Origin of the sequence: Mesorhizobium sp. KACC 23794, assembly GCF_052180275.1 — a bacterium.
Taxonomy (GTDB): Bacteria; Pseudomonadota; Alphaproteobacteria; order Rhizobiales; family Rhizobiaceae; genus Kumtagia.
Genome location: NZ_CP197465.1, coordinates 6047491 through 6065306, shown reverse-complemented (window position 1 = coordinate 6065306; position 17816 = coordinate 6047491). Strand labels below are relative to the sequence as shown.

Sequence of the window (17816 nt, the reverse complement as noted above, 5' to 3'; positions counted from 1 at the left end):
GGAAAAGCAATTTCGTCCTGCAAACTGGCGCGCGAGTGCGTTCCTTCTGAAAAGCCTCGTCCGCGATTAAATATCTGTCTTTCCAGCCAGGAAGCCAACCGCGTCATGCCGCAGCCGTCAACCAAGCTCAACGCCTTCCCCGTCTTCCTGCGGGTCGAGGGACGGAGCGTGGTCGTCGTCGGCAATGGCGATGAGGCGCTGGCCAAGGCGCGGTTGCTGGCGCAGTCCAGCGCCCGGTTGATTGTCGTCGCCGACGCCGCCGAACCGGCGTTGCGCCGCTGGTTGGCCGGGAACGAGATCGGGCTTGTCGAAGCTGCGTACGATCCGTCGCTGATCGAAGGCGCCGCGCTGGTCTTTGCGGCGAGCGGCGATGAGGCCCTGGATCGCCGCATCTCCGAGGATGCGCGGCGTCTGGGCATTGCGGTGAACGCTGTCGACCGCCCCGAACTCTGTGATTTCTACACGCCTGCCATCGTCAACCGTGCGCCGCTGGCGGTCGCCATCGGCACAGAGGGCTCTGGCCCGGTGCTGGCCCAGATGGTGCGGGCGCGCATCGACGCCATGCTGCCGCCGTCGCTCGGCCTGCTGGCGGCGCTCGCCAACTCGTTCCGCGACGCGGCCGAAAAACTGTTTCCAAAAGGGCTGGCGCGCCGTTCCTTCTGGCATTCTTTCTTTTCAGGGGCGCCTGCCCGGGCGTTCGAGGCGGGCGGCGAGCGCGAGGCCCGCGCTGCCGTCGGCCGTCTCCTGGCCGAGCAGGGCAAGGGTATGGGCCATGTCGCGCTGGTCGGCGCCGGGCCGGGGGCGGAAGACCTGCTGACGCTCAGGGCGCATCGCCTGCTGATGGAGGCCGACGTCATCGTGCATGATGCGCTGGTGCCGGAACAGATCATCTCCATGGGTCGCCGCGACGCCGAGCGTCTGCCGGTCGGCAAGCGCAAGGGCTGCCATTCGAAAACCCAGATCGAGATCAATGCGCTGCTGGTGCGGCTCGGGCGCGAGGGCAAGCGCGTCGTACGGCTGAAGTCCGGCGACCCGCTGGTGTTCGGCCGCGCCGGCGAAGAGATGCAGGTGCTCCGCGATGCCGGCGTGTCGTTCGAGGTGGTGCCCGGCGTGACCTCCGCCTTCGCCGCCGCTGCCGACTTCCAGCTTCCGCTGACCTTGCGCGGCGTGACATCCTCGATGGTGTTTACCACCGGCCACGATCTCAAGGGCGGTTCGCTGCCTGACTGGGCGAAGCTGGCCATCTCCGGCGCGACCGTCGCGGTCTATATGGGCCGTTCGGTCGCTGCGGACGTGGCCGGAAGGCTGATGGATGCAGGCCTGTCGCCGGATACCGCGGTCGCTGTCGTGGAAAATGCCAGCCTTGCCAATCGCCGCCGTTTTCATGGCACGCTGGCCGACCTGCCGTCGCTGCAATCGCGCGACGATCTCGGCGGCCCGGTGATGACCATCATCGGCGATGCGGTCGCCGGCGCGGATTTCTCGCGCTCGGAGCCGCTTTCGGCGCACCTGTTTGCGCCGTCGCCGGCCGAGGCCAAGGAGACGCAGGCATGAAGGTCCTGACCGCCAACCGGCTGACCGATGGCGAAGCCGTCTGGCTCTCGGCAGCCCGCGTCTGGGCCGAGACCATCGACGAAGCCGAAATCGTCAACGACAAGACGGCGGAAGCCGAGCTGGAGGCCGCTGGCAAGGCATCCTACGCCAACAATGAAGTCGTCGACCTCGAACTGATCGAAATCGAACTGGTTGACGGCGCCATCCGCCCGCTGCGCCTGCGCGAGCGCATCCGCGCCGCCGGCCCCACCAATCGCCTCGATCTTGGAAAACAGGCCAGAACGGCCGCTTGAGAGGGCGAAAAAGCCCACGGAAGCACGACCATGTACCGCTACGATGAGTTCGACCAGGATTTCGTGAAGGCCCGCGTCGCCGAGTTCACCGACCAGGTGGACAGGCGTCTCGCCGGCGAGATCACCGAGGAGCAGTTCCGGCCGCTGAGGCTGATGAACGGCGTCTATCTGCAACTCCACGCCTACATGTTGCGCATCGCCATTCCCTATGGCACGCTGAATTCGGGCCAGCTGCGGATGCTGGCCCACATCGCCCGCAAATACGACAAGGGCTACGGCCACTTCACCACGCGCCAGAACATTCAGTTCAACTGGCCGGCGCTGTCGGACATCCCGGCGATCCTCGACGATCTCGCCAGCGTCGAAATGCACGCCATCCAGACATCAGGCAATTGCATCCGCAACGTGACGGCCGACCATTTCGCGGGAGCGGCCGCCGACGAAGTCGCCGACCCGCGCCCCTATGCCGAGATTTTGCGGCAATGGTCGTCGGTGCATCCTGAATTCTCGTTCCTGCCGCGCAAATTCAAGATCGCGGTGACGGGCGCCGAGCGCGACCGCGCCGCCATCCAGACACACGACATCGGCCTGCACCTGAAGAAGAACGCCGAGGGCGAGCTTGGCTTTGCCGTCTATGTCGGCGGCGGCCAGGGCCGCACGCCGATGATCGCCAAGAAGATCAAGGATTTCCTGCCGGAAAAGCATCTGCTCTCCTACGCGACGGCGATCCTACGCGTCTACAATCTCTACGGACGGCGCGACAACAAATACAAGGCGCGCATCAAGATCCTGGTGCACGAGACCGGCACGGAAGAGTTTGCGCGCCAGGTCGAGGCCGAATGGGCCGAGCTGAAGGACAACGAGCTGACGCTGCCGGAAGCCGACATAAAGGCCATCAACGCCTATTTCGCGCCGCCGGAGCTGGCGGCCCGGCCGGACGGCGACCAGGCGGTGAAGCTGGCGCGGCTCGATTCGAAAAGTTTCGCCGAATGGGTAGACCAGAACGTCATCACCCACCGCAATCCCGACTATGCCGCTGTCACCATCTCGCTGAAAGGCATCGGCGAGGCGCCCGGCGACGCCAGCGATAGCCAGATGGAGGCGGTTGCCGACATCGCCGACAGATACGCCTTCGGCGAAATCCGCGTCAGCCACGAGCAGAACCTGATCCTGCCGCATGTGGCGCGCGCCGACCTGAAGGCGGTCTACGACGCGCTCGCTGAGATCGACCTGGCGACGGCGAATTCCGGACTGATCACCGACATCATCGCCTGCCCCGGCCTCGACTATTGCGCGCTGGCCAATGCGCGCTCGATCTCGGTGGCGCAGGAGATTTCCAACCGCTTCGCCTCGCTGGAGCGCCAGCGCGACATCGGCGAGCTGAAGCTGAAGATCTCCGGCTGCATCAATGCCTGCGGCCATCATCATGTCGGCCACATCGGCATTCTCGGCGTCGAGAAGAAGGGCGCCGAACTCTACCAGGTGACGCTGGGCGGCTCGGCCGACGAAAACACCTCGGTCGGCGAGATCATCGGCCGCGGTTTTGGGCCGGACGAGATCACCAACGCGATCGAGACGGTGGTCGAGACCTATCTGGCGAAGCGCAAGGATCGGTCCGAAAATTTCCTCGACGCCTATCGCCGGCTGGGTCCCGCGCCGTTCAAGGAGGCGCTTTATGGCGGCGAAGCCAAGGCAGCCTGACGCCGACGCGCAGGCGGCCGACGAGGCCGCCGAACTCGACGCGCGCTTCGGTGGCCTGACGCCCCAGGAGGTCATCGAGCAGTCGGCGCGCCGGTCGTTTGAGGACGGCATCGCAGCGGTGTCGTCCTTCGGTGCGGATTCGGCGGTGCTGCTGCACATGATCGCCGAGGTTGACGCGGCGCTTCCGATCGTCTTCCTCGACACCGGAAAACATTTCGCCGAGACGCTGGAGTACCGCGATGCGCTGGCCGCCGATTTCGGCCTGACCGACATCCGTGTCGTGACGCCCGACCAGGCCGCGCTTGACCGGCTCGATCCCAGTGGAAAACTGCACCAGTCCGACACGGATGGGTGTTGCGAGATCCGTAAGGTCGAACCGATGGCACGCGGCGTGGCGCCGTTCCGCGCCTGGTTCACCGGCCGCAAGCGTTTCCAGGCATCCACCCGTGCCGCCCTGCCGGTGTTCGAGGCGGTCGGCCCGCGCATCAGGATCAATCCCTTGGCGAAGTGGGGCACCAGCGACCTCGCCGACTATATGCGGGCGCATAGGCTGCGCGAGAATCCACTGGTGGCCTACGGCTATCTGTCGATCGGCTGTTTTCCCTGCACCTCGATCGTCAAGCCGGGCGAGGACGCGCGCAGCGGCCGCTGGGCCGGCCTGGCCAAGACCGAATGTGGTATCCACCTGCCCGGCCTCGGCGAGGCGCTGACGGGCGCCGCCCATTGAGACGAAATCGTGCCTATCGGTGCGTCCTTCGAGGCTCGCCCGTAGACGGGTTCGCTCCAATTGACAGCGCTGTGCGGGCGAGCACCTCAGGATGAGGACCGTTGTGCCGGCACGCCAATCATCGGCGTTGCATCCGGGCGTCTTGCCGCCATGCCCTCGCCATTTTGGGAACTGCGCCGGAGACCTCGGCGATTGGCGTGCCGGCACGACCTCCCTCATCCTGAGGTGCTCGCCCGCACAACATTAGCGACGAAGCAAAGCCATCGAAGGGCGAGCCTCGAAGGACGCACCGATAGCTTCACACTGGAAACGGACACAAGAATAAGCCATATGCTCGCCCTCATGTCAGAAGCGAAGAACGAGACCACCCCGCCAGTGCCGCGCCTGTGGACGCCGGAAGGTTTTCGCGAGGATGAGTGGCAGCACGCCGAAAGTGCCGAGGCGCTAAGCGGCAACGGCCGCTTCATTCTGCCGCTGCAGGTTTTTCTCGACCTCGACCCGGTTGTGCGCCGATCGGCTAGGGAAAGGCTCGGCGTGCTGCTGCTGCCGGCCGATCCGGTCGAGAAGATCGCCGATCTGCTTGACGACCTGTCGCTCGTGGCATTGGCCTTCCCGGCCTTCAACGACGGCCGCAGCTTCTCCAAGGCGGAGCTGCTGCGCAGCCGCCACGGTTTTGACCGTGCTGTCCGCGCGACCGGGCAGGTTCTCGTCGACCAGTTGCCGCATATGCTGAGGCTCGGCTTCGACGAATTCGAGATCGTCAATCCGGTGCTTATCCGCCGGCTGGAGGAAGGCCGCGTCGGCGGTCTCGGACTTTATTACCAGCCGACGGCCAAGCCGGAGGCTGAACCCTCCAAGGGCGCAACCTATTCCTGGCGCCGCTCGCGCTGAGATATCGGATCGAGGCGCAAAGGCGGTTTTCGGTCCGATATCAGGCGACGATCAGCGCGAGGCGGTGATCATATGGGCGCGGATAGGCCCCTGGATTGGTCCGCTTCCGAACGCCCTTTCAAGGTCGTCGGCCACGGCCTGGGTAGCGTCCTGCAATGACGGGTTCCCGCGCGCCTCGATTTCGCTTCTGAGGGGCGATCCCTGGCAGTAGGCGGTCGCGGCGTCGAGTGGCGTTGCGGCTTTGGCCATGTGGCCAATGGTTTCGGTTTCGATCGAGGAGAAGCCTGCCGCCTTCAGATCCCCGCCGATCGCAGCCTTGTCGTGATAGCCGTGCGGCAACCGCTCCATGAAGGTGGGAGGATCGGCCGGAAACAGTCGCGCCAGCGTCGCCGAGACGACGGTCACGAAGGCGTTCTCGGAAAGCCGATCCCAGACGTTGAACACGAATGTGCCGCCCGGCCTGAGCACGCGCCGCGCCTCCCTGTACCCCTTGACCCTGTCGGGAAAGAACATCGCGCCGAACTGGCACGCCACCACGTCGAAGCGCCCGTCCTCGAAGGGCAGGGCCATCGCATCCGCCTGCTGCCAGCGGATGCGATCGTTGCCGGGTGCCGTGGCGGCGGCCCGATCCAGCATCGGCTGGTTGAGATCGGTTGCCATGATGCGCGCGTCGGCGGGAAGCCGCGATGCCATGGCCCGGGTCAATGCGCCTGTTCCCGCGGCTGTCTCCAGCACATCGCTTGGCTTGAGCCGGGCGACCCTGTCCGCGAGGTGGCGCGCGTATGGTTCGAACAGGAGCGGAACCATGAGACGGTCATAGATTTCGGGGATCGACCCTGCAAAGACCCTGTCACTGGCGACCATCGGCGCGACCTCGAATTCATCGGCGCGGTTTGAACCATATCATGAAAATCGCCGTGGCGCCTGGACAAATCTGGTCAGGCCATTTCGGGTTTCCGGCTTCTCCTGTTTACCGCTGCATTTCACGATGTGATGCTTGAGCGTCAATTGTGGTTCGCAAGCGCCCAAGGCCGATGACTGGCATCATAAATGCCGGTCATCGGCTCCGCCGCTTGAGGGCGGAATCTGTATGGGACGGATGACGCTCGTTATCATGCGGGTTGTCAATCTGGCGGAGCAGTTTGACAAACCTGTCTGGCAGGTCATCATTAACGGCGTAGTGCGGCAGCGTCGAGACGAAGCGGCTCATCTGGCCGCTTCTCATCTGGCGGCGAAACTCGGCATCCACCCTTCCGCCCGTAACTCTTTCATCGTCGGTCATTTCCTCGAAACCTGTTGCTGGCCAAAAAACCCGAGGCGAGGCGAATGGTTCCTGCAAAGCTGGGGACAAGCCGACGCCATGGTAAAGTTTAAGTAAAATTCGAAGGAAATGGCTGCCCACCGGGCAGCCGCGCAAACCGTTCCGTCGGCTCTTCGGCCGTGAATGAAACGCCTACGCCCCTTGATTTTTAGGCGCATAGCATCGATATCCGGCCCAACTCCGATGAATTCTGGAAATGTGGGAAATGACGATGAGCGATCAGGCGAAGGACGAAGGCATGCCTGAAGAAAACCTGGCCGCGGGCGAGGCAGCAGCGGCCGCTGCCGGCGAGGCAGGCGACTACGAGGCGCTGGTCAAGCTTCTCAAGGAAAACGAGGATCTTAAGGATCGCGCCATGCGCGCGGCCGCGGAGATGGAAAACCTCCGCCGCCGCACGGCGCGCGAGATCCAGGATGCCCGCGCCTATGCCGTGGCGAATTTCGCCCGCGACATGCTGTCGGTCTCCGACAATCTGCGCCGCGCGCTTGACGCGATTCCGGCCGAGACGCGGGCGGCTGTCGATGCCGGCCTTTCCGCGCTGGTCGAAGGCGTCGAGATGACCGAGCGATCGATGCTGTCGACGCTGGAGCGTCACGGCGTGAAGAAGCTCGATCCCGAGGGCGAAAAGTTCGACCCGCATTTCCATCAGGCGATGTTTGAGGTGCCGAACCCGCAGGTTCCCGCGAACACGGTCGTGCAGGTGGTTCAGCCCGGCTACTCGATCGGCGAGCGCGTCCTGCGGCCGGCGATGGTCGGCGTCGCCAAGGGCGGCCCGAAGCATTCTCCGGCAAACGATGCGCCCGCCGAGCCCGGCCCGGTCAACGACGAGGCCGAGAGGGATGCTTGAATGAGGCAGTAGGCAGTCGGCAGTCGGAAAGAGTTTGCTTTCGCTGCCGGCCTCTGATTGCTTTTACTGCCTACTGCCTACTGCCTACTGCCTACTGCCTACTGCCTCACCATCGGATCGCCATGAATCCGCTGCTGCTCCTGGACTACGCCGGTGTCGCGGTGTTTGCGGCGACGGGGGCGCTTGCTGCTTCGCGAAAACAGCTCGACATCGTCGGGTTCCTGTTCCTGGCGTCGATCACCGGCATTGGCGGCGGGACGCTGCGCGACCTGATCCTCAACATCCCCGTCTTCTGGATCGGCAACACCGTCTATGTGCTGATCTGCGTGGCGGTCGCGGCGTTCGTCTTCTTCACCGCCCATCTGGTCGGTTCGCGTTGGAAATGGCTGCTGTGGCTTGATGCGGTCGGGGTGGCGGCGTTCGCGGCGATGGGGGCGGCCAAGGGGATGACGATCACCGGCTCGCCTGTCGTCGGCATCATTACCGGCATGCTGACGGCGACGTTCGGCGGCATCTTGCGGGACATCGTCGCGCAGGAGCCATCGGTGCTGTTGCGGCCCGAGATCTACATAACCGCGGCTGGCGCCGGCGCGGCGACCTATGTGGTGGCGGATTCCTTGCTGGCGGCGCCGGGCGTGTCAGCGATCATGGCCTTTGTCGTCGCGCTGGCGGTGCGCGGCGGCGCGCTGTGGTTCGGCTGGACGCTGCAGCCTTACCGGGGCCGGCCGGGGCGGCGTCCCGAAGACATTCCCTGATCCGGGCTCAGCGCTTCCTGCTGGTGCATGTCGATCGCGCCGCCAGCCGTATGGCGCATTCCAGCCGGTGGACGAGTTCGGCGTCGGAGATCGCATCGACATGGACGAGGACCGCCGGCCAGCCACGATAGTGGTCGGTCTCGAAATAGATGTCGGGTGCGGCTTCGATCAGTGCCGCCTTCTCTTCCAGCGGGCACATGACGACCAGGGTCCGCGCATCCTTGACAAGCGCAAGCAGCTTCGTGCCGACCTTCAGCGCCGGCGTGCCGTAGGAGGTGCCCTCGATCACGCCCGGCAGCGGCGCCATCGCCTTGCGCAGCCGCTCGGCGGCGGGCGCAAATGCGTCGCCGGATTCAGGCGGCGAAGCGGCCGGCATCCCCGGAATAATAGCTGATGTAGCGCTGCTTGATCTCTTTCACCGGCAGCACGATGAACACGTCCACGGTCTCGAAATCGTGGTCGATGACGCAGCCGTCGCCGATGCGCGCGCCGAGCCGGAGATAACCCTTGATCAGCGGCGGCATGCGCAGGAAGGCGGATTTGGCGTTGATCGCCTCGCAGGGGACCATGTCCATGCCATGATAGCGGCCGGGCAGGGCCTTCACGTCGAAATCCGGCTCGGCGCGGAAACTATGCGCGAGGAAGGACAGCGCTTCCGCATGCGCGGCGGGAACGGTGCCATGGAAGGAGGCGCAGCCGGCCATCACGTCGATGTCGTGATGCAGCACATAGGCCCAAATGCCTTGCCACAAGGCTTCGATGGTGCGCTTCGATCGATACTGCGGCAGCACGCAGGAACGGCCGAGCTCCAGGAAACGCTTGCCGGGGTGCCGCCGGATCAGCGAGCCGAGATCGTACTCGTCCTCCGAATAGAAGCCGCCGGCCATCGCCGCGCCGTCCTGGTTGAGCAGGCGGTAGGTGCCGACGATGCGGTTGTGCTCGGGGCCGGGCAGCGCGTGGTCGAACACCAGGATGTGGTCGCAGGCCGCATCGAAGCGGTCGGCGTCGCGGCGGTCGAGCGCTTCCAGCCGGTTCGATCTTGCGCCGAGTTCCTCGTAGAAGACGCGGTAGCGGACCTCTTGCGCGGCCTCGATCTCGGCGTCGTTGCGCGCCAGCCGCGCCTCGAGCGCGCCGATGCGGCCAAGTGTCTTTTGAGCGATGCCGATAGCCGGCTCGATGCCAGGCATCATGCCGACCTTGGCCTCAAGGCGAATATCGCCTGATGTAATCGCTGTTTGCACGGGTGATTCTCCTTCGAACAGCCGAGCATGGCGCGGGGATATTGATGGTGTGCAACAGTCGTATGAACCTAACGTGACGGAGACTGCCGCTCAACCCGCAATGCCGATGCGGGACCTCACATTGCCGTCAGGGAAGGCCACTGCTACGCGAGGCGCTCCTCGACGGCGTGCACCAGCGCGTCCGGGTCGAGCGGCTTGGTGACGAAGCCGCTTGCCCCATGCGCCAGGACGTCGTGGCGGGTCTTTTCCTGGCTGTCGGCGGACAGCACCATGATCGGCACCGGCGGCAGGTCGTTCTCCTCCTCGTGGCGGCGGATGAGGGCGATCGCCTCCAGCCCGTCCATGACGGGCATGTGCAGGTCCATCAGCACCACGTCGTGGCGCTCCTTGCGCGGGCCGATGACGGCCTCGACGGCGGCCTTGCCGTTGCTGACCACCTCGACGCGATGCCCCGCCTTCTGCAGCGTGGTTCGCGCCAGCAGTGCGTTGATCTCGTTGTCCTCGGCAATCAGCACCGAGAGCCCGGCCACCCTGGCGCTGCGCCCTCTGGATGTCGCCCGTGGCATGGGCGCGGACGCGATGACGTTGCTCGCGGCACCCGAAAGCAGCACGCGCAGCAGCGTTTCGCCCCGCACCGGCCGGGCGAGGAAGGTGACGTAGCCGCTGGCGCGGAAGTCGCCGAGCGTGCCCCTGTCGGTCGGCGCGATCAGCGTGATCGCCTGGCTGCCGGAGAAGCCGGCCTGCTTCAGCCGTTTCAGCGCCCTGCCGTCGGTCGCCTCCAGCGAGGCGTCGATCAGCAGCGCGTCGCAATGGCCGGTGAGTTCCTCCGCCTGCTCGATCGAATAGGCGATGTCCACCTTGCCGCCACAGGCGCGGATCGTGCGGGCGATGGCATCGCATTCGATCTCGTTCTGGGACAGGATGATCGAGCGGTGGCCGTCCAGCACCGCGCCGCGCCCGAGGCTCGAACCCGCTTCCCGTGCGGGGATGTCGAAGGCGAATTCTGAACCCAGGCCGAGGTCGCTGACCACCGAGATCGAGCCGCCCAGCGCCTCGACGATGCGCCGCGAGATGGCAAGGCCGAGGCCGGCCCCGCCATGCGCCCGCGTCAGGCTGCCGTCTGCTTGCTCGAACTCCTCGAAGATGCGCTCCATGTCCTCCTTGCGCAGGCCGGGGCCGGTGTCGGCCACGGCGAACCGCACGTGGTCGAGGTCGTCGCCGGGCTTCATCGCCACGGTGACCAGGACCCCGCCGGTATCGGTGAATTTTATGGCGTTGCCGATGAGGTTGAGCAGCACCTGCCTCACGCGCCCCGGGTCGGCGGTGATCGCGATCGGAACGTTGGGCGCGACATGGCAGCCGAGCCCGATGCCCTTGCCGAAGGCGCGCGCCGCCAGCAGTTCGACGACGTTTTCGACCAGTTCGCGCGGCGACATCGGCTGCGGCTCCGGCACGAAGCGGCCGGCCTCGATCTTGGAGAAGTCGAGCAGGTCCTCGATCAGCGCCAGCAATGCGCTGGCCGAGGTGGAGACCGCGCTGACATAGGTCCTCTGCTCCGCCGACAGGCTGGTGTCGGCGAGCAGCTTGGCCATGCCCATGATGCCGTTCATCGGCGTTCGGATCTCGTGGCTGACGGTCGCCAGGAACCGCGATTTTGCGACGCTGGCATATTCGGCCCGCTCGCGCGCGCCGATCAGCGCCGTCTCGGCGCGCTTGCGGGCGGTGATGTCGCGGGCGATGGCGCGGTGCGACACCGCCTTGCTGGCAAGGTCGCGCACCGAAAGCTCGATCCACGAGAACCAGCGGGTGCCGCCCGGCGTGTGCACGGCGACGTCGGTGGAACTCAGGCATTCGCCGTCGGCGAAGGCGGCGTCGGGGACGACGCCGACCTCGATGCCGAGGTCGGCGAGCCGCAGGCCCATCAACTCGTTCATCGGCCGCCCGATCAGGTCGGCGAACACCTTGTTGGCATAGACGATGCGGCCATCGCGGTCGCGGTGGATGACGAGGTCGCCGAGCGCATCGATGAGGCCGAGGAAATGCTCCTCGCTCTCGTGAAGCTCCCACATGCGGTCGGCGAGCGCCTCGACGCGGGCGGCGGGAACCTCGGCCGCGCCGGTCTCGCCGGAACGTCGCGGTACCGTGCCGAGCCCGCGATACAGGACCAGGATGCCGACGAGGCCGATGACCAGAAATCCGAGCGCCACCCACGGCGGTGCTTGAAGGAGATTGGCGACGCCGGAAGAAAGCAGCACGGCGACGATGCCGCCGACCTGCAGGAGCAGTGTTTTCGGTCTGGCCGGCAGCAGTTCGACCAGCGGGTCGGGCTCGGGATGCATTTGCATATCCGGCGTCTTGTCGCCGGCAACGATATTCTTCCCGTCAAGGGAACTGTGAGGTACCGGCGCCGTCATACCCATGACCTTAGGCACCACCTTCTTCCCGAAGCTTTCCCCAAATAGGTCGTATTTTAGTCGTCCTGCGGATTTTCAGTCAGGCACGTTATCACATCTCCACGACAACCCGGCCCCTGATCCTGCCATCGATGATGTCGGCGGCAGCCGCGATGATGCCGTCGAAGCCGATCGCCGTCGTCAGCGCCGCAAGCTTGCCATGGTCGAGGTCGTCGGCCAGCCGCCGCCAGGCTTCGAGCCTGAGTTCCTTCGGGGCCATGACCGAGTCGATGCCGAGCAGCGACACGCCGCGCAGGATGAAGGGCGCGACGCTGCACGGCAGGTCCATGCCTTGCGCCAGCCCGCAGGCGGCGACCGCGCCGCCATAGGAGGTCATCGACAGCACGTTTGCCAGCGTATGGCTGCCGACCGCGTCGATGCCGCCCGCCCAGCGCTCCTTGCCGAGCGGTTTTGCCGGGCTGGAGAGTTCCGCGCGGTCGATGATTTCGGCTGCGCCGAGGTCGGTGAGGTAGCGGCTTTCGGCGGGGCGCCCGGTCGAGGCGACGACATGGTAGCCGAGCCGCGACAGCAGCGCGACCGACACCGAGCCGACGCCGCCGGCCGCGCCCGTCACCACCACCGGGCCGCGGTCCGGCGTGATGCCGTGGCGTTCCAGCGCCATCACCGAGAGCATCGCCGTGTATCCCGCCGTGCCGATCGCCATAGCCTGGCGCGCGGTCATATTGTCCGGCAGCGGCACCAGCCAGTCGCCCTTGACGCGCGCCCGGCCCGCATAGGCGCCAAAATGCGTCTCGCCGACGCCCCAGCCATTGAGGATGACCTTGTCGCCCTTCTCCCAGTCGGGATTGGACGAGGAAATCACCGTTCCGGCAAAATCGACGCCGGGCACCAGCGGGAAACGCCTGATCACCGGCGCCTTGCCGGTGATCGCCAGCCCGTCCTTGTAGTTCACCGTCGTCCATTCGACGGCGACCGTGACGTCGCCCTCCATCAGGTCGGCGTCGCTGAGTTCGGCTACTGTGACCGACTGCTTCCTGTCCTCGCCGCGCGAGATGAGGATGGCCTTGAAGGTTTCGGGCATTTTTGCGTCCTCATCGCCGGATCGGTCCGCTATCCAGCGTTGCCCAACCTAAGCAGTTTTGATCGGCTTCGCCAACCGGCGGGCGAAGGTCTTTGCCGACGGCACGGATTGCCCCACGCGGCAGAAATCCGCCGTGGCCATCGATCCTTCTCCATTGTCTGCCGCCCAACATGTTCCGGCGCCGTCACGACGTGTCGGGAAATTCCAGCGCGTAAACGGCCAGCGCATGGGCGTGCGCGAGGATCTCGTCGATCTCGCGGATTCTTTGGGGGTGATCGGCGGACGGCTCGTAGCGCAACAGCCGGCCGCCGGGCGGGCGCCCTGGCCGCAGCGGCGTGACGCGCCGGAAGCGGGCGGCGGCGGAGTGTTGCTGCGCCAGTGCTGCGTCGTTGCGCGCTTTCCAGCGGGCAAAACGCTTTGCGTGGCCCGGCAGGTCGTCGAGCGCTTCGGCCAGTGCCGCAAGCCGTTGGCTGAGGCGTTCTGCGTTCACGGGATCGTCGGGTGAGGGCGGTGCTGGGAAATACGATGGCTCGCTGACGCCGGGAAACAGGATGCGCGGGGCGACGCGGTCAGGCACAAGGGGACGAAAACCGCGGAACGGACGTTTCAGCGGATCGAGCAGCGACAGACTGAATTTGTGCGGGCCGGCGGCGCGGAGGGTGGCGGCTCTCTTCGCTGCGGCGGCGCGAGCAAGATCGGCGCGCGACTGGGTGACGGCGATACCGAAGCGGCGCAGCATCGGCGCCGGGTCAACCGGTTTTGGCTTGCGCGGACGAACCGGCGGCAACACCACAATGATCCCGCGCGCCGCCGCGATGATCAGCCGCCGGGCGGCGGCTTCAGCGGGATGCAGCAGCTTCAGGATCGCGCGGTGGAGACGGCGGGGAAGGGTGAATGCCAGTGGCGGTGCCGGCGCAAATGCCGGGGACAGTTTACTTTTTTCCGCTTGCACCAGCCCGGAAGCGGCCGCACCTTTCTGCGGAAAGAAAGTAAACTGTCCCCCAGCGCCAAGCCCGGCCATGGCCACCAGCGAGACGAGGATGCGCTTCAGCGCCTCGCGGTTTTTCTCGATCGCAACGCTCCCGTCCATCGACGCCTCCTCCATCACGGGCGGCGGTACTATCGCATGGAGCAAGAGGGGTGTAAATAATCCTAGGAAAATAATCCTCTATGAGATTGGGGCTAGGCGAGCCTTGGCATGAGTTGCCGGATCTGCGCCAATTCGAGCGCGATATCCGCACCGTTGCGGGACAATCAAGCGCGGCCAGACGGTGTGTCGGTTTGAGAGTCCGGTTCCGACCCCATTGCGGACATTGATGAAAATGTCCGCAATGGAAAGCTCGGCACCGACCGGCTCCTTACTAGGCAGGATCGATGCTCACCACCTTGCCCGATCCGGTCACGGTGCATTTTGAGGTGTAGGTGCCGGTCGACATAGTGAGCAGCCAGTTTGCTCCCGCGCGCTCTGCACCATTTACGACTGACGTTCCACTTGCCGCATTCTGGTATTCGTCTGCACGCTTGGAACAGGCATTCAGCGCCGCCTGGGGAACATCGCCCGATGAACCACCTCCCGCTGCGTCGCCACCTTGGCCGCAGTCGGACGGTTTCAGGGTGTCAATCTTCGAATATTTGCCATTGCTAACATGCACCTTCACGCATGTGCCGGTGGCACCGTTCCACCACACATTATTATTCACGTTGTCATAGCCGCGCGCCTGTATCTCACTTTCAGCACCGGCTGCACGCGCTCCGACTAGATCAGCGATATCAGCCGGCGCATTAGCCAAGGCAGGTGTCGCCAGCATCGCAACGAAGATCGAACCAAAAAGCTTTCGCATCTGAACCCTCATTAATTGCAAGCAGGATAGTTGGCGCGATCCGCCTCAGAAACGTCGGTTGGGCATGTAGCTGCCGCCGCTGGTTGCGCATCGCATGCGGGATACTTGTATCGATCCGCCTGGGAAACATCGGCGGGGCAACCGCCGCCCGTGTCATTTCCACTAGTCTCGCAGCCAGCAAGGGCTAGCACCGCTAACCCTGCGAAGATCATAGATTTCATCTGCAATCCTCCGTCGTCGCCCGTCCAAGTGGCAACGTAGCCGAAGTAAGTTGCAGGCGCCACAAGAGAACTGGCTCGGCAAACACAGTCAATCACTTCCGCTTCCTAACCATCACAGATATCGGGCGGGCCTGCTAAGAGAAAGCTATGATTTCTCCCGAACGAATTGCTCAAATTGCTTTCGACCTGCGCCGCGAAGGAAATTCTGGCTTGTTACCGTGATCTTTTGTTCGCGATCACAGGTCTCGCCTACGCAGCTGACAGCGCTGCTTCCACACACCACCGTGCAGGGCAATCCCTGGAAGCCCGCCTGCTGATCGGATGAAACAGGTGGATCAATTGTCCAAGCGCGCGGTCTTGCGAGCGCTTCGCCACCCGATCAATTCCTGCAGCACGATTGCCGCCGCGCCCACCGAGATGAAGGCGTCGGCGAGGTTGAAGACGGCGAACGACCAGACCGGTGTGTGGAAAAAAATGTAGTCGATGACGTGGCCGTAGACGGCGCGGTCGATGAGGTTGCCGAGCGCGCCGCTGACGATCAGCGCGAAGCCGATGCGCGCCAGGATGTGCCGGGGGTCGGATTTCGCGGCGAGGTAGAGCACGAAGGCGATGACGGCGATGGAAACGGCGATCAGCCCCTTGTCGCCGACCCAGGAGAACATCGAGAAGGCGACGCCGGTGTTGTAGGTGCGGTAGAGCGCCAGGAACGGCAGCAGGTCGACCGCCTCGTGCATGACGAGACGGGTCTCCACCAGCCATTTGATCCACTGGTCGAGCGCCACGCCAGCCACTGCCAGCGCGGCATAGGGTGTCCAGGAACGAAAATTCATCAGGAGTCCAGCTTCAGCGCGGCGCGGCGGATTTCGAACAGCATGACGCCGGTGGCAACTGCGAGGTTGAGCGAATCGGCGCGGCCGGCCTGCGGGATGCGCACCAGCCGGTCGCAGGCGTCGGCCAGCGCATCGGGCAGACCCTGCTGCTCGTTGCCCATCAAAAGCAGCACCGGCTTTGCCGCATAGTCGACCGTCCGGTAGTCCACCGCGCCCTTCAGATGCGTGCCGGCGACGAGGCCGGGAAAAGACTTACGCCAGGCGAGAAAAGCTTCCGTCGTGGCGCGCGCCACCGGCACGGCGAAGATCGAGCCCATCGTCGCCCGCACCGTCTCCAGCGCGAACGGGTCGGTGGTCTCGCCGACCATGATGACGCCTTTCGCGCCGACGGCGTCGACGGTGCGCAGCACGGTGCCGAGATTGCCGGGATCGCGCACCCGGTCGAGCGCCACCCAGACGTCGCCGGCAGCCGGGCGGATGTCGGCGAGTTTCGTCAGTTTTTGCTCGAATACGCCGACCACCGTCTGCGGATTGTCGCGGCGGGTGATGGCCGTCAGGATCTTTTCCGACACTTCGAGGATGTCGCCGCCCTTGGCCAGCACGCGGGCGGCGACCTTCTCGACGGCCGGATTGCCGAGCGCCGATTTCGCGAACACCATGGTGCGCACACGCCAGCCGAGGTCGAGCGCGTCGATGACGAGTTTCAGCCCCTCGGCCATGAAGGCGTTCTGCTGGTCGCGGAATTTCTTCAGCGCCAGCGATTTCAAATCCTTCACCAGCGGGTTGGCGAGACTGGTGACTTCCTTGACGCGACCCGGCGCGCCGCTGCGCTGCTCGTTCATTGTGCCACCCAGCGCGAGAACAGCGAGGTGGAAAGCGCCCGCCCGGCGGCTTTTTCGCGAATGACCAGCTCGCCGGATTCGATGCGCCCGCCCATGCCGGCAAAGGTGTCGCGCATCAGGGCGTGGATGGCGAAGAAGGAGGCGCGGATCGAATAGGCGGTGAGCACCACGGCGAGCGGTTTCGGCGTCAGGATGGAGCGGCAGATGTCCGCAAGCTTCGGCAGGTCGTCGAACAATTGCCAGACCTCGCCCTTCGGTCCGCGCCCATAGGCGGGAGGGTCGAACAGGATGATGTCGTAGCGGCTGCCGCGACGCTCCTCGCGCTCGGCGAATTTCATCGCGTCCTCGCAGATCCAGCGGATCGGCTTGTCGCCAAGCCGCGCCATCTCCTGGTTTTCGCGCGCCCAGCCGATCGCCTTCTTCGAGGCGTCGACATGCGTGACCTCGGCGCCTGCTTTTGCCGCGACCAGCGAGGCGAGGCCGGTATAACCGAACAGGTTCAGCACTTTTACCGGCCTGTGCGCCTTTTCGATCAGCCCGGCCATATGGTCCCAATGCGTCGCCTGCTCGGGGAAGACGCCGACATGGCGGAAGGAGGTGAAGCGGCCGAGATAGTCGATGCCGTCGTGGCGCATCGGCCAGGTCTCGCCGAGCGGCTGTTTTGGAAAGCGCCAGCGGCCGAGACCTTCCTCGTCTGTGTCGCCGGTGAAGATCGCGTCGGCCTTGCGCCATTCCGTGTCCGGCAGCGCCTTCTGCCAGATCGCCTGCCCTTCGGGCCGCACGATGCGATAGGCGCCGTATTGCTCCAGCTTCTGGCCTTCGCCACTGTCGAGCAGCGCATAATCGTCGTTGGGCAGCACTTCGAGGATGACCGGCAGTTTTTCCGCCGGGAGCGCGCCGTCGCGGCGGGTGAGTATGCGCGGGGCGGAGGCCGGCTCCGGCGACGAGCTTGCCGTGGGCTCCGCCTTCCCGCCTTGCGGCGGGCGAGCAGGCGCCGCCGCCTGTGGGCGGGGCGGACGGGTATCGCGGCGTCGGTCGCGCGTGGATTTCAAACTGGTCTCCGGCGGTCGTGCCGCTTTTGGCATAGGGGTACGGGCTGCGCAACTCGCCTGCCACGGCGGAAATGAGGCATATGGGCCACATGCCGGTTCATTGCCGCGGCAAAAGGGCGGGGCGGCGTGGCGAAATGCCTTTCTTTTTCCGCAAACAGTCCCTAGACGGGCGCGGTTCGCAATTCTGGAACGGGAGCAGCAAGAT

18 protein-coding genes are annotated in these 17816 nt (G+C 65.1%); 8 read left to right on the top strand and 10 right to left on the bottom strand.

Going from position 1 to position 17816, the window contains the following annotated elements:
• The first annotated feature begins 105 nt into the window (after nucleotides 1-105).
• From cysG to ACSBOB_RS29425, 5 genes are all read left to right on the top strand, one after another.
• On the top strand, nucleotides 106-1554 hold the full coding sequence (cysG, locus tag ACSBOB_RS29445; RefSeq protein ID WP_442579570.1) for a siroheme synthase CysG: 1449 nt from the start codon (nucleotides 106-108) through the stop codon (nucleotides 1552-1554).
• A complete protein-coding gene (locus ACSBOB_RS29440; RefSeq protein ID WP_442579569.1) occupies nucleotides 1551-1847 on the top strand; it encodes a DUF2849 domain-containing protein in 297 nt (98 codons plus the stop codon). Before cysG ends, ACSBOB_RS29440 begins: the two co-directional genes overlap by 4 nt.
• A 30-nt stretch (nucleotides 1848-1877) precedes the next feature.
• A complete protein-coding gene (locus ACSBOB_RS29435) occupies nucleotides 1878-3548 on the top strand; it encodes a nitrite/sulfite reductase (protein WP_442579568.1) in 1671 nt (556 codons plus the stop codon).
• Nucleotides 3523-4275 (top strand): phosphoadenylyl-sulfate reductase, encoded by a 753-nt coding sequence (locus ACSBOB_RS29430; protein ID WP_442579567.1) that lies wholly within the window; start codon nucleotides 3523-3525, stop codon nucleotides 4273-4275. The genes ACSBOB_RS29435 and ACSBOB_RS29430 overlap by 26 nt, the downstream gene beginning before the upstream one ends.
• A 330-nt stretch (nucleotides 4276-4605) precedes the next feature.
• Nucleotides 4606-5166 carry a DUF934 domain-containing protein gene (locus ACSBOB_RS29425; RefSeq protein WP_442579566.1) on the top strand — a complete coding sequence of 187 codons (561 nt, stop codon included), beginning with the start codon at nucleotides 4606-4608 and terminating at the stop codon, nucleotides 5164-5166.
• A gap of 51 nt (nucleotides 5167-5217) precedes the next feature.
• Here ACSBOB_RS29425 and ACSBOB_RS29420 read toward each other — a convergent pair whose 3' ends face one another.
• Complete coding sequence (locus ACSBOB_RS29420) at nucleotides 5218-6030, bottom strand: class I SAM-dependent methyltransferase (protein WP_442579565.1); 813 nt, start codon at nucleotides 6028-6030, stop codon at nucleotides 5218-5220.
• Nucleotides 6031-6265: 235 nt separating this feature from the next.
• Here ACSBOB_RS29420 and ACSBOB_RS29415 point away from each other — a divergent pair, with 235 nt between their 5' ends.
• From ACSBOB_RS29415 to ACSBOB_RS29405, 3 genes are all read left to right on the top strand, one after another.
• On the top strand, nucleotides 6266-6544 hold the full coding sequence (locus tag ACSBOB_RS29415) for a hypothetical protein (protein ID WP_442579564.1): 279 nt from the start codon (nucleotides 6266-6268) through the stop codon (nucleotides 6542-6544).
• 154 nt (nucleotides 6545-6698) lie between these two features.
• Nucleotides 6699-7334, top strand: coding sequence for a nucleotide exchange factor GrpE (gene grpE / locus ACSBOB_RS29410; RefSeq protein ID WP_442579563.1), 636 nt, complete (start codon nucleotides 6699-6701; stop codon nucleotides 7332-7334).
• A gap of 122 nt (nucleotides 7335-7456) precedes the next feature.
• A complete protein-coding gene (locus ACSBOB_RS29405; protein WP_442579562.1) occupies nucleotides 7457-8089 on the top strand; it encodes a trimeric intracellular cation channel family protein in 633 nt (210 codons plus the stop codon).
• Between the two features lie 7 nt (nucleotides 8090-8096).
• On the opposite strand, the gene ACSBOB_RS29400 is transcribed toward ACSBOB_RS29405, so the two are convergent.
• From ACSBOB_RS29400 to ACSBOB_RS29360, 9 genes are all read right to left on the bottom strand, one after another.
• Nucleotides 8097-8465, bottom strand: coding sequence for an MmcQ/YjbR family DNA-binding protein (locus tag ACSBOB_RS29400; RefSeq protein WP_442579561.1), 369 nt, complete (start codon nucleotides 8463-8465; stop codon nucleotides 8097-8099).
• Nucleotides 8443-9279, bottom strand: coding sequence for a GNAT family N-acetyltransferase (locus ACSBOB_RS29395; protein WP_442583872.1), 837 nt, complete (start codon nucleotides 9277-9279; stop codon nucleotides 8443-8445). Before ACSBOB_RS29395 ends, ACSBOB_RS29400 begins: the two co-directional genes overlap by 23 nt.
• Nucleotides 9280-9473: 194 nt before the next feature.
• Nucleotides 9474-11669: a response regulator gene (locus tag ACSBOB_RS29390; RefSeq protein ID WP_442579560.1), complete on the bottom strand. Its 2196-nt coding sequence runs from the start codon at nucleotides 11667-11669 to the stop codon at nucleotides 9474-9476.
• 166 nt (nucleotides 11670-11835) lie between these two features.
• Nucleotides 11836-12825, bottom strand: coding sequence for an acrylyl-CoA reductase (NADPH) (gene acuI, locus ACSBOB_RS29385; RefSeq protein WP_442579559.1), 990 nt, complete (start codon nucleotides 12823-12825; stop codon nucleotides 11836-11838).
• A 184-nt stretch (nucleotides 12826-13009) separates the two neighbouring features.
• Complete coding sequence (locus tag ACSBOB_RS29380; RefSeq protein WP_442579558.1) at nucleotides 13010-13915, bottom strand: hypothetical protein; 906 nt, start codon at nucleotides 13913-13915, stop codon at nucleotides 13010-13012.
• A gap of 271 nt (nucleotides 13916-14186) precedes the next feature.
• Nucleotides 14187-14666: a hypothetical protein gene (locus ACSBOB_RS29375; protein ID WP_442579557.1), complete on the bottom strand. Its 480-nt coding sequence runs from the start codon at nucleotides 14664-14666 to the stop codon at nucleotides 14187-14189.
• A gap of 556 nt (nucleotides 14667-15222) precedes the next feature.
• On the bottom strand, nucleotides 15223-15717 hold the full coding sequence (lspA, locus tag ACSBOB_RS29370) for a signal peptidase II (RefSeq protein WP_442579556.1): 495 nt from the start codon (nucleotides 15715-15717) through the stop codon (nucleotides 15223-15225).
• Nucleotides 15717-16559 (bottom strand): TrmH family RNA methyltransferase, encoded by an 843-nt coding sequence (locus tag ACSBOB_RS29365; RefSeq protein WP_442579555.1) that lies wholly within the window; start codon nucleotides 16557-16559, stop codon nucleotides 15717-15719. Before ACSBOB_RS29365 ends, lspA begins: the two co-directional genes overlap by 1 nt.
• A complete protein-coding gene (locus tag ACSBOB_RS29360; protein WP_442579554.1) occupies nucleotides 16556-17611 on the bottom strand; it encodes a class I SAM-dependent methyltransferase in 1056 nt (351 codons plus the stop codon). Before ACSBOB_RS29360 ends, ACSBOB_RS29365 begins: the two co-directional genes overlap by 4 nt.
• Nucleotides 17612-17816 lie beyond the last annotated feature (205 nt).

Excerpts from the sequence above, each read along its gene's own strand:
- ACSBOB_RS29365 (WP_442579555.1), bottom strand. The coding sequence starts at position 16,559 with ATGAACGAGCAGCGCAGCGGCGCGCCGGGTCGCGTCAAGGAAGTCACC.
- acuI (WP_442579559.1), bottom strand. The coding sequence starts at position 12,825 with ATGCCCGAAACCTTCAAGGCCATCCTCATCTCGCGCGGCGAGGACAGG.
- grpE (WP_442579563.1), top strand. The coding sequence starts at position 6,699 with ATGAGCGATCAGGCGAAGGACGAAGGCATGCCTGAAGAAAACCTGGCC.
- ACSBOB_RS29395 (WP_442583872.1), bottom strand. The coding sequence starts at position 9,279 with ATGATGCCTGGCATCGAGCCGGCTATCGGCATCGCTCAAAAGACACTT.
- cysG (WP_442579570.1), top strand. The coding sequence starts at position 106 with ATGCCGCAGCCGTCAACCAAGCTCAACGCCTTCCCCGTCTTCCTGCGG.
- ACSBOB_RS29400 (WP_442579561.1), bottom strand. The coding sequence starts at position 8,465 with ATGCCGGCCGCTTCGCCGCCTGAATCCGGCGACGCATTTGCGCCCGCC.
- ACSBOB_RS29380 (WP_442579558.1), bottom strand. The coding sequence starts at position 13,915 with ATGGACGGGAGCGTTGCGATCGAGAAAAACCGCGAGGCGCTGAAGCGC.
- ACSBOB_RS29415 (WP_442579564.1), top strand. The coding sequence starts at position 6,266 with ATGACGCTCGTTATCATGCGGGTTGTCAATCTGGCGGAGCAGTTTGAC.
- ACSBOB_RS29405 (WP_442579562.1), top strand. The coding sequence starts at position 7,457 with ATGAATCCGCTGCTGCTCCTGGACTACGCCGGTGTCGCGGTGTTTGCG.
- ACSBOB_RS29440 (WP_442579569.1), top strand. The coding sequence starts at position 1,551 with ATGAAGGTCCTGACCGCCAACCGGCTGACCGATGGCGAAGCCGTCTGG.
- ACSBOB_RS29390 (WP_442579560.1), bottom strand. The coding sequence starts at position 11,669 with ATGCATCCCGAGCCCGACCCGCTGGTCGAACTGCTGCCGGCCAGACCG.
- ACSBOB_RS29430 (WP_442579567.1), top strand. The coding sequence starts at position 3,523 with ATGGCGGCGAAGCCAAGGCAGCCTGACGCCGACGCGCAGGCGGCCGAC.
- ACSBOB_RS29435 (WP_442579568.1), top strand. The coding sequence starts at position 1,878 with ATGTACCGCTACGATGAGTTCGACCAGGATTTCGTGAAGGCCCGCGTC.
- lspA (WP_442579556.1), bottom strand. The coding sequence starts at position 15,717 with ATGAATTTTCGTTCCTGGACACCCTATGCCGCGCTGGCAGTGGCTGGC.
- ACSBOB_RS29375 (WP_442579557.1), bottom strand. The coding sequence starts at position 14,666 with ATGCGAAAGCTTTTTGGTTCGATCTTCGTTGCGATGCTGGCGACACCT.
- ACSBOB_RS29425 (WP_442579566.1), top strand. The coding sequence starts at position 4,606 with ATGCTCGCCCTCATGTCAGAAGCGAAGAACGAGACCACCCCGCCAGTG.
- ACSBOB_RS29420 (WP_442579565.1), bottom strand. The coding sequence starts at position 6,030 with ATGGTCGCCAGTGACAGGGTCTTTGCAGGGTCGATCCCCGAAATCTAT.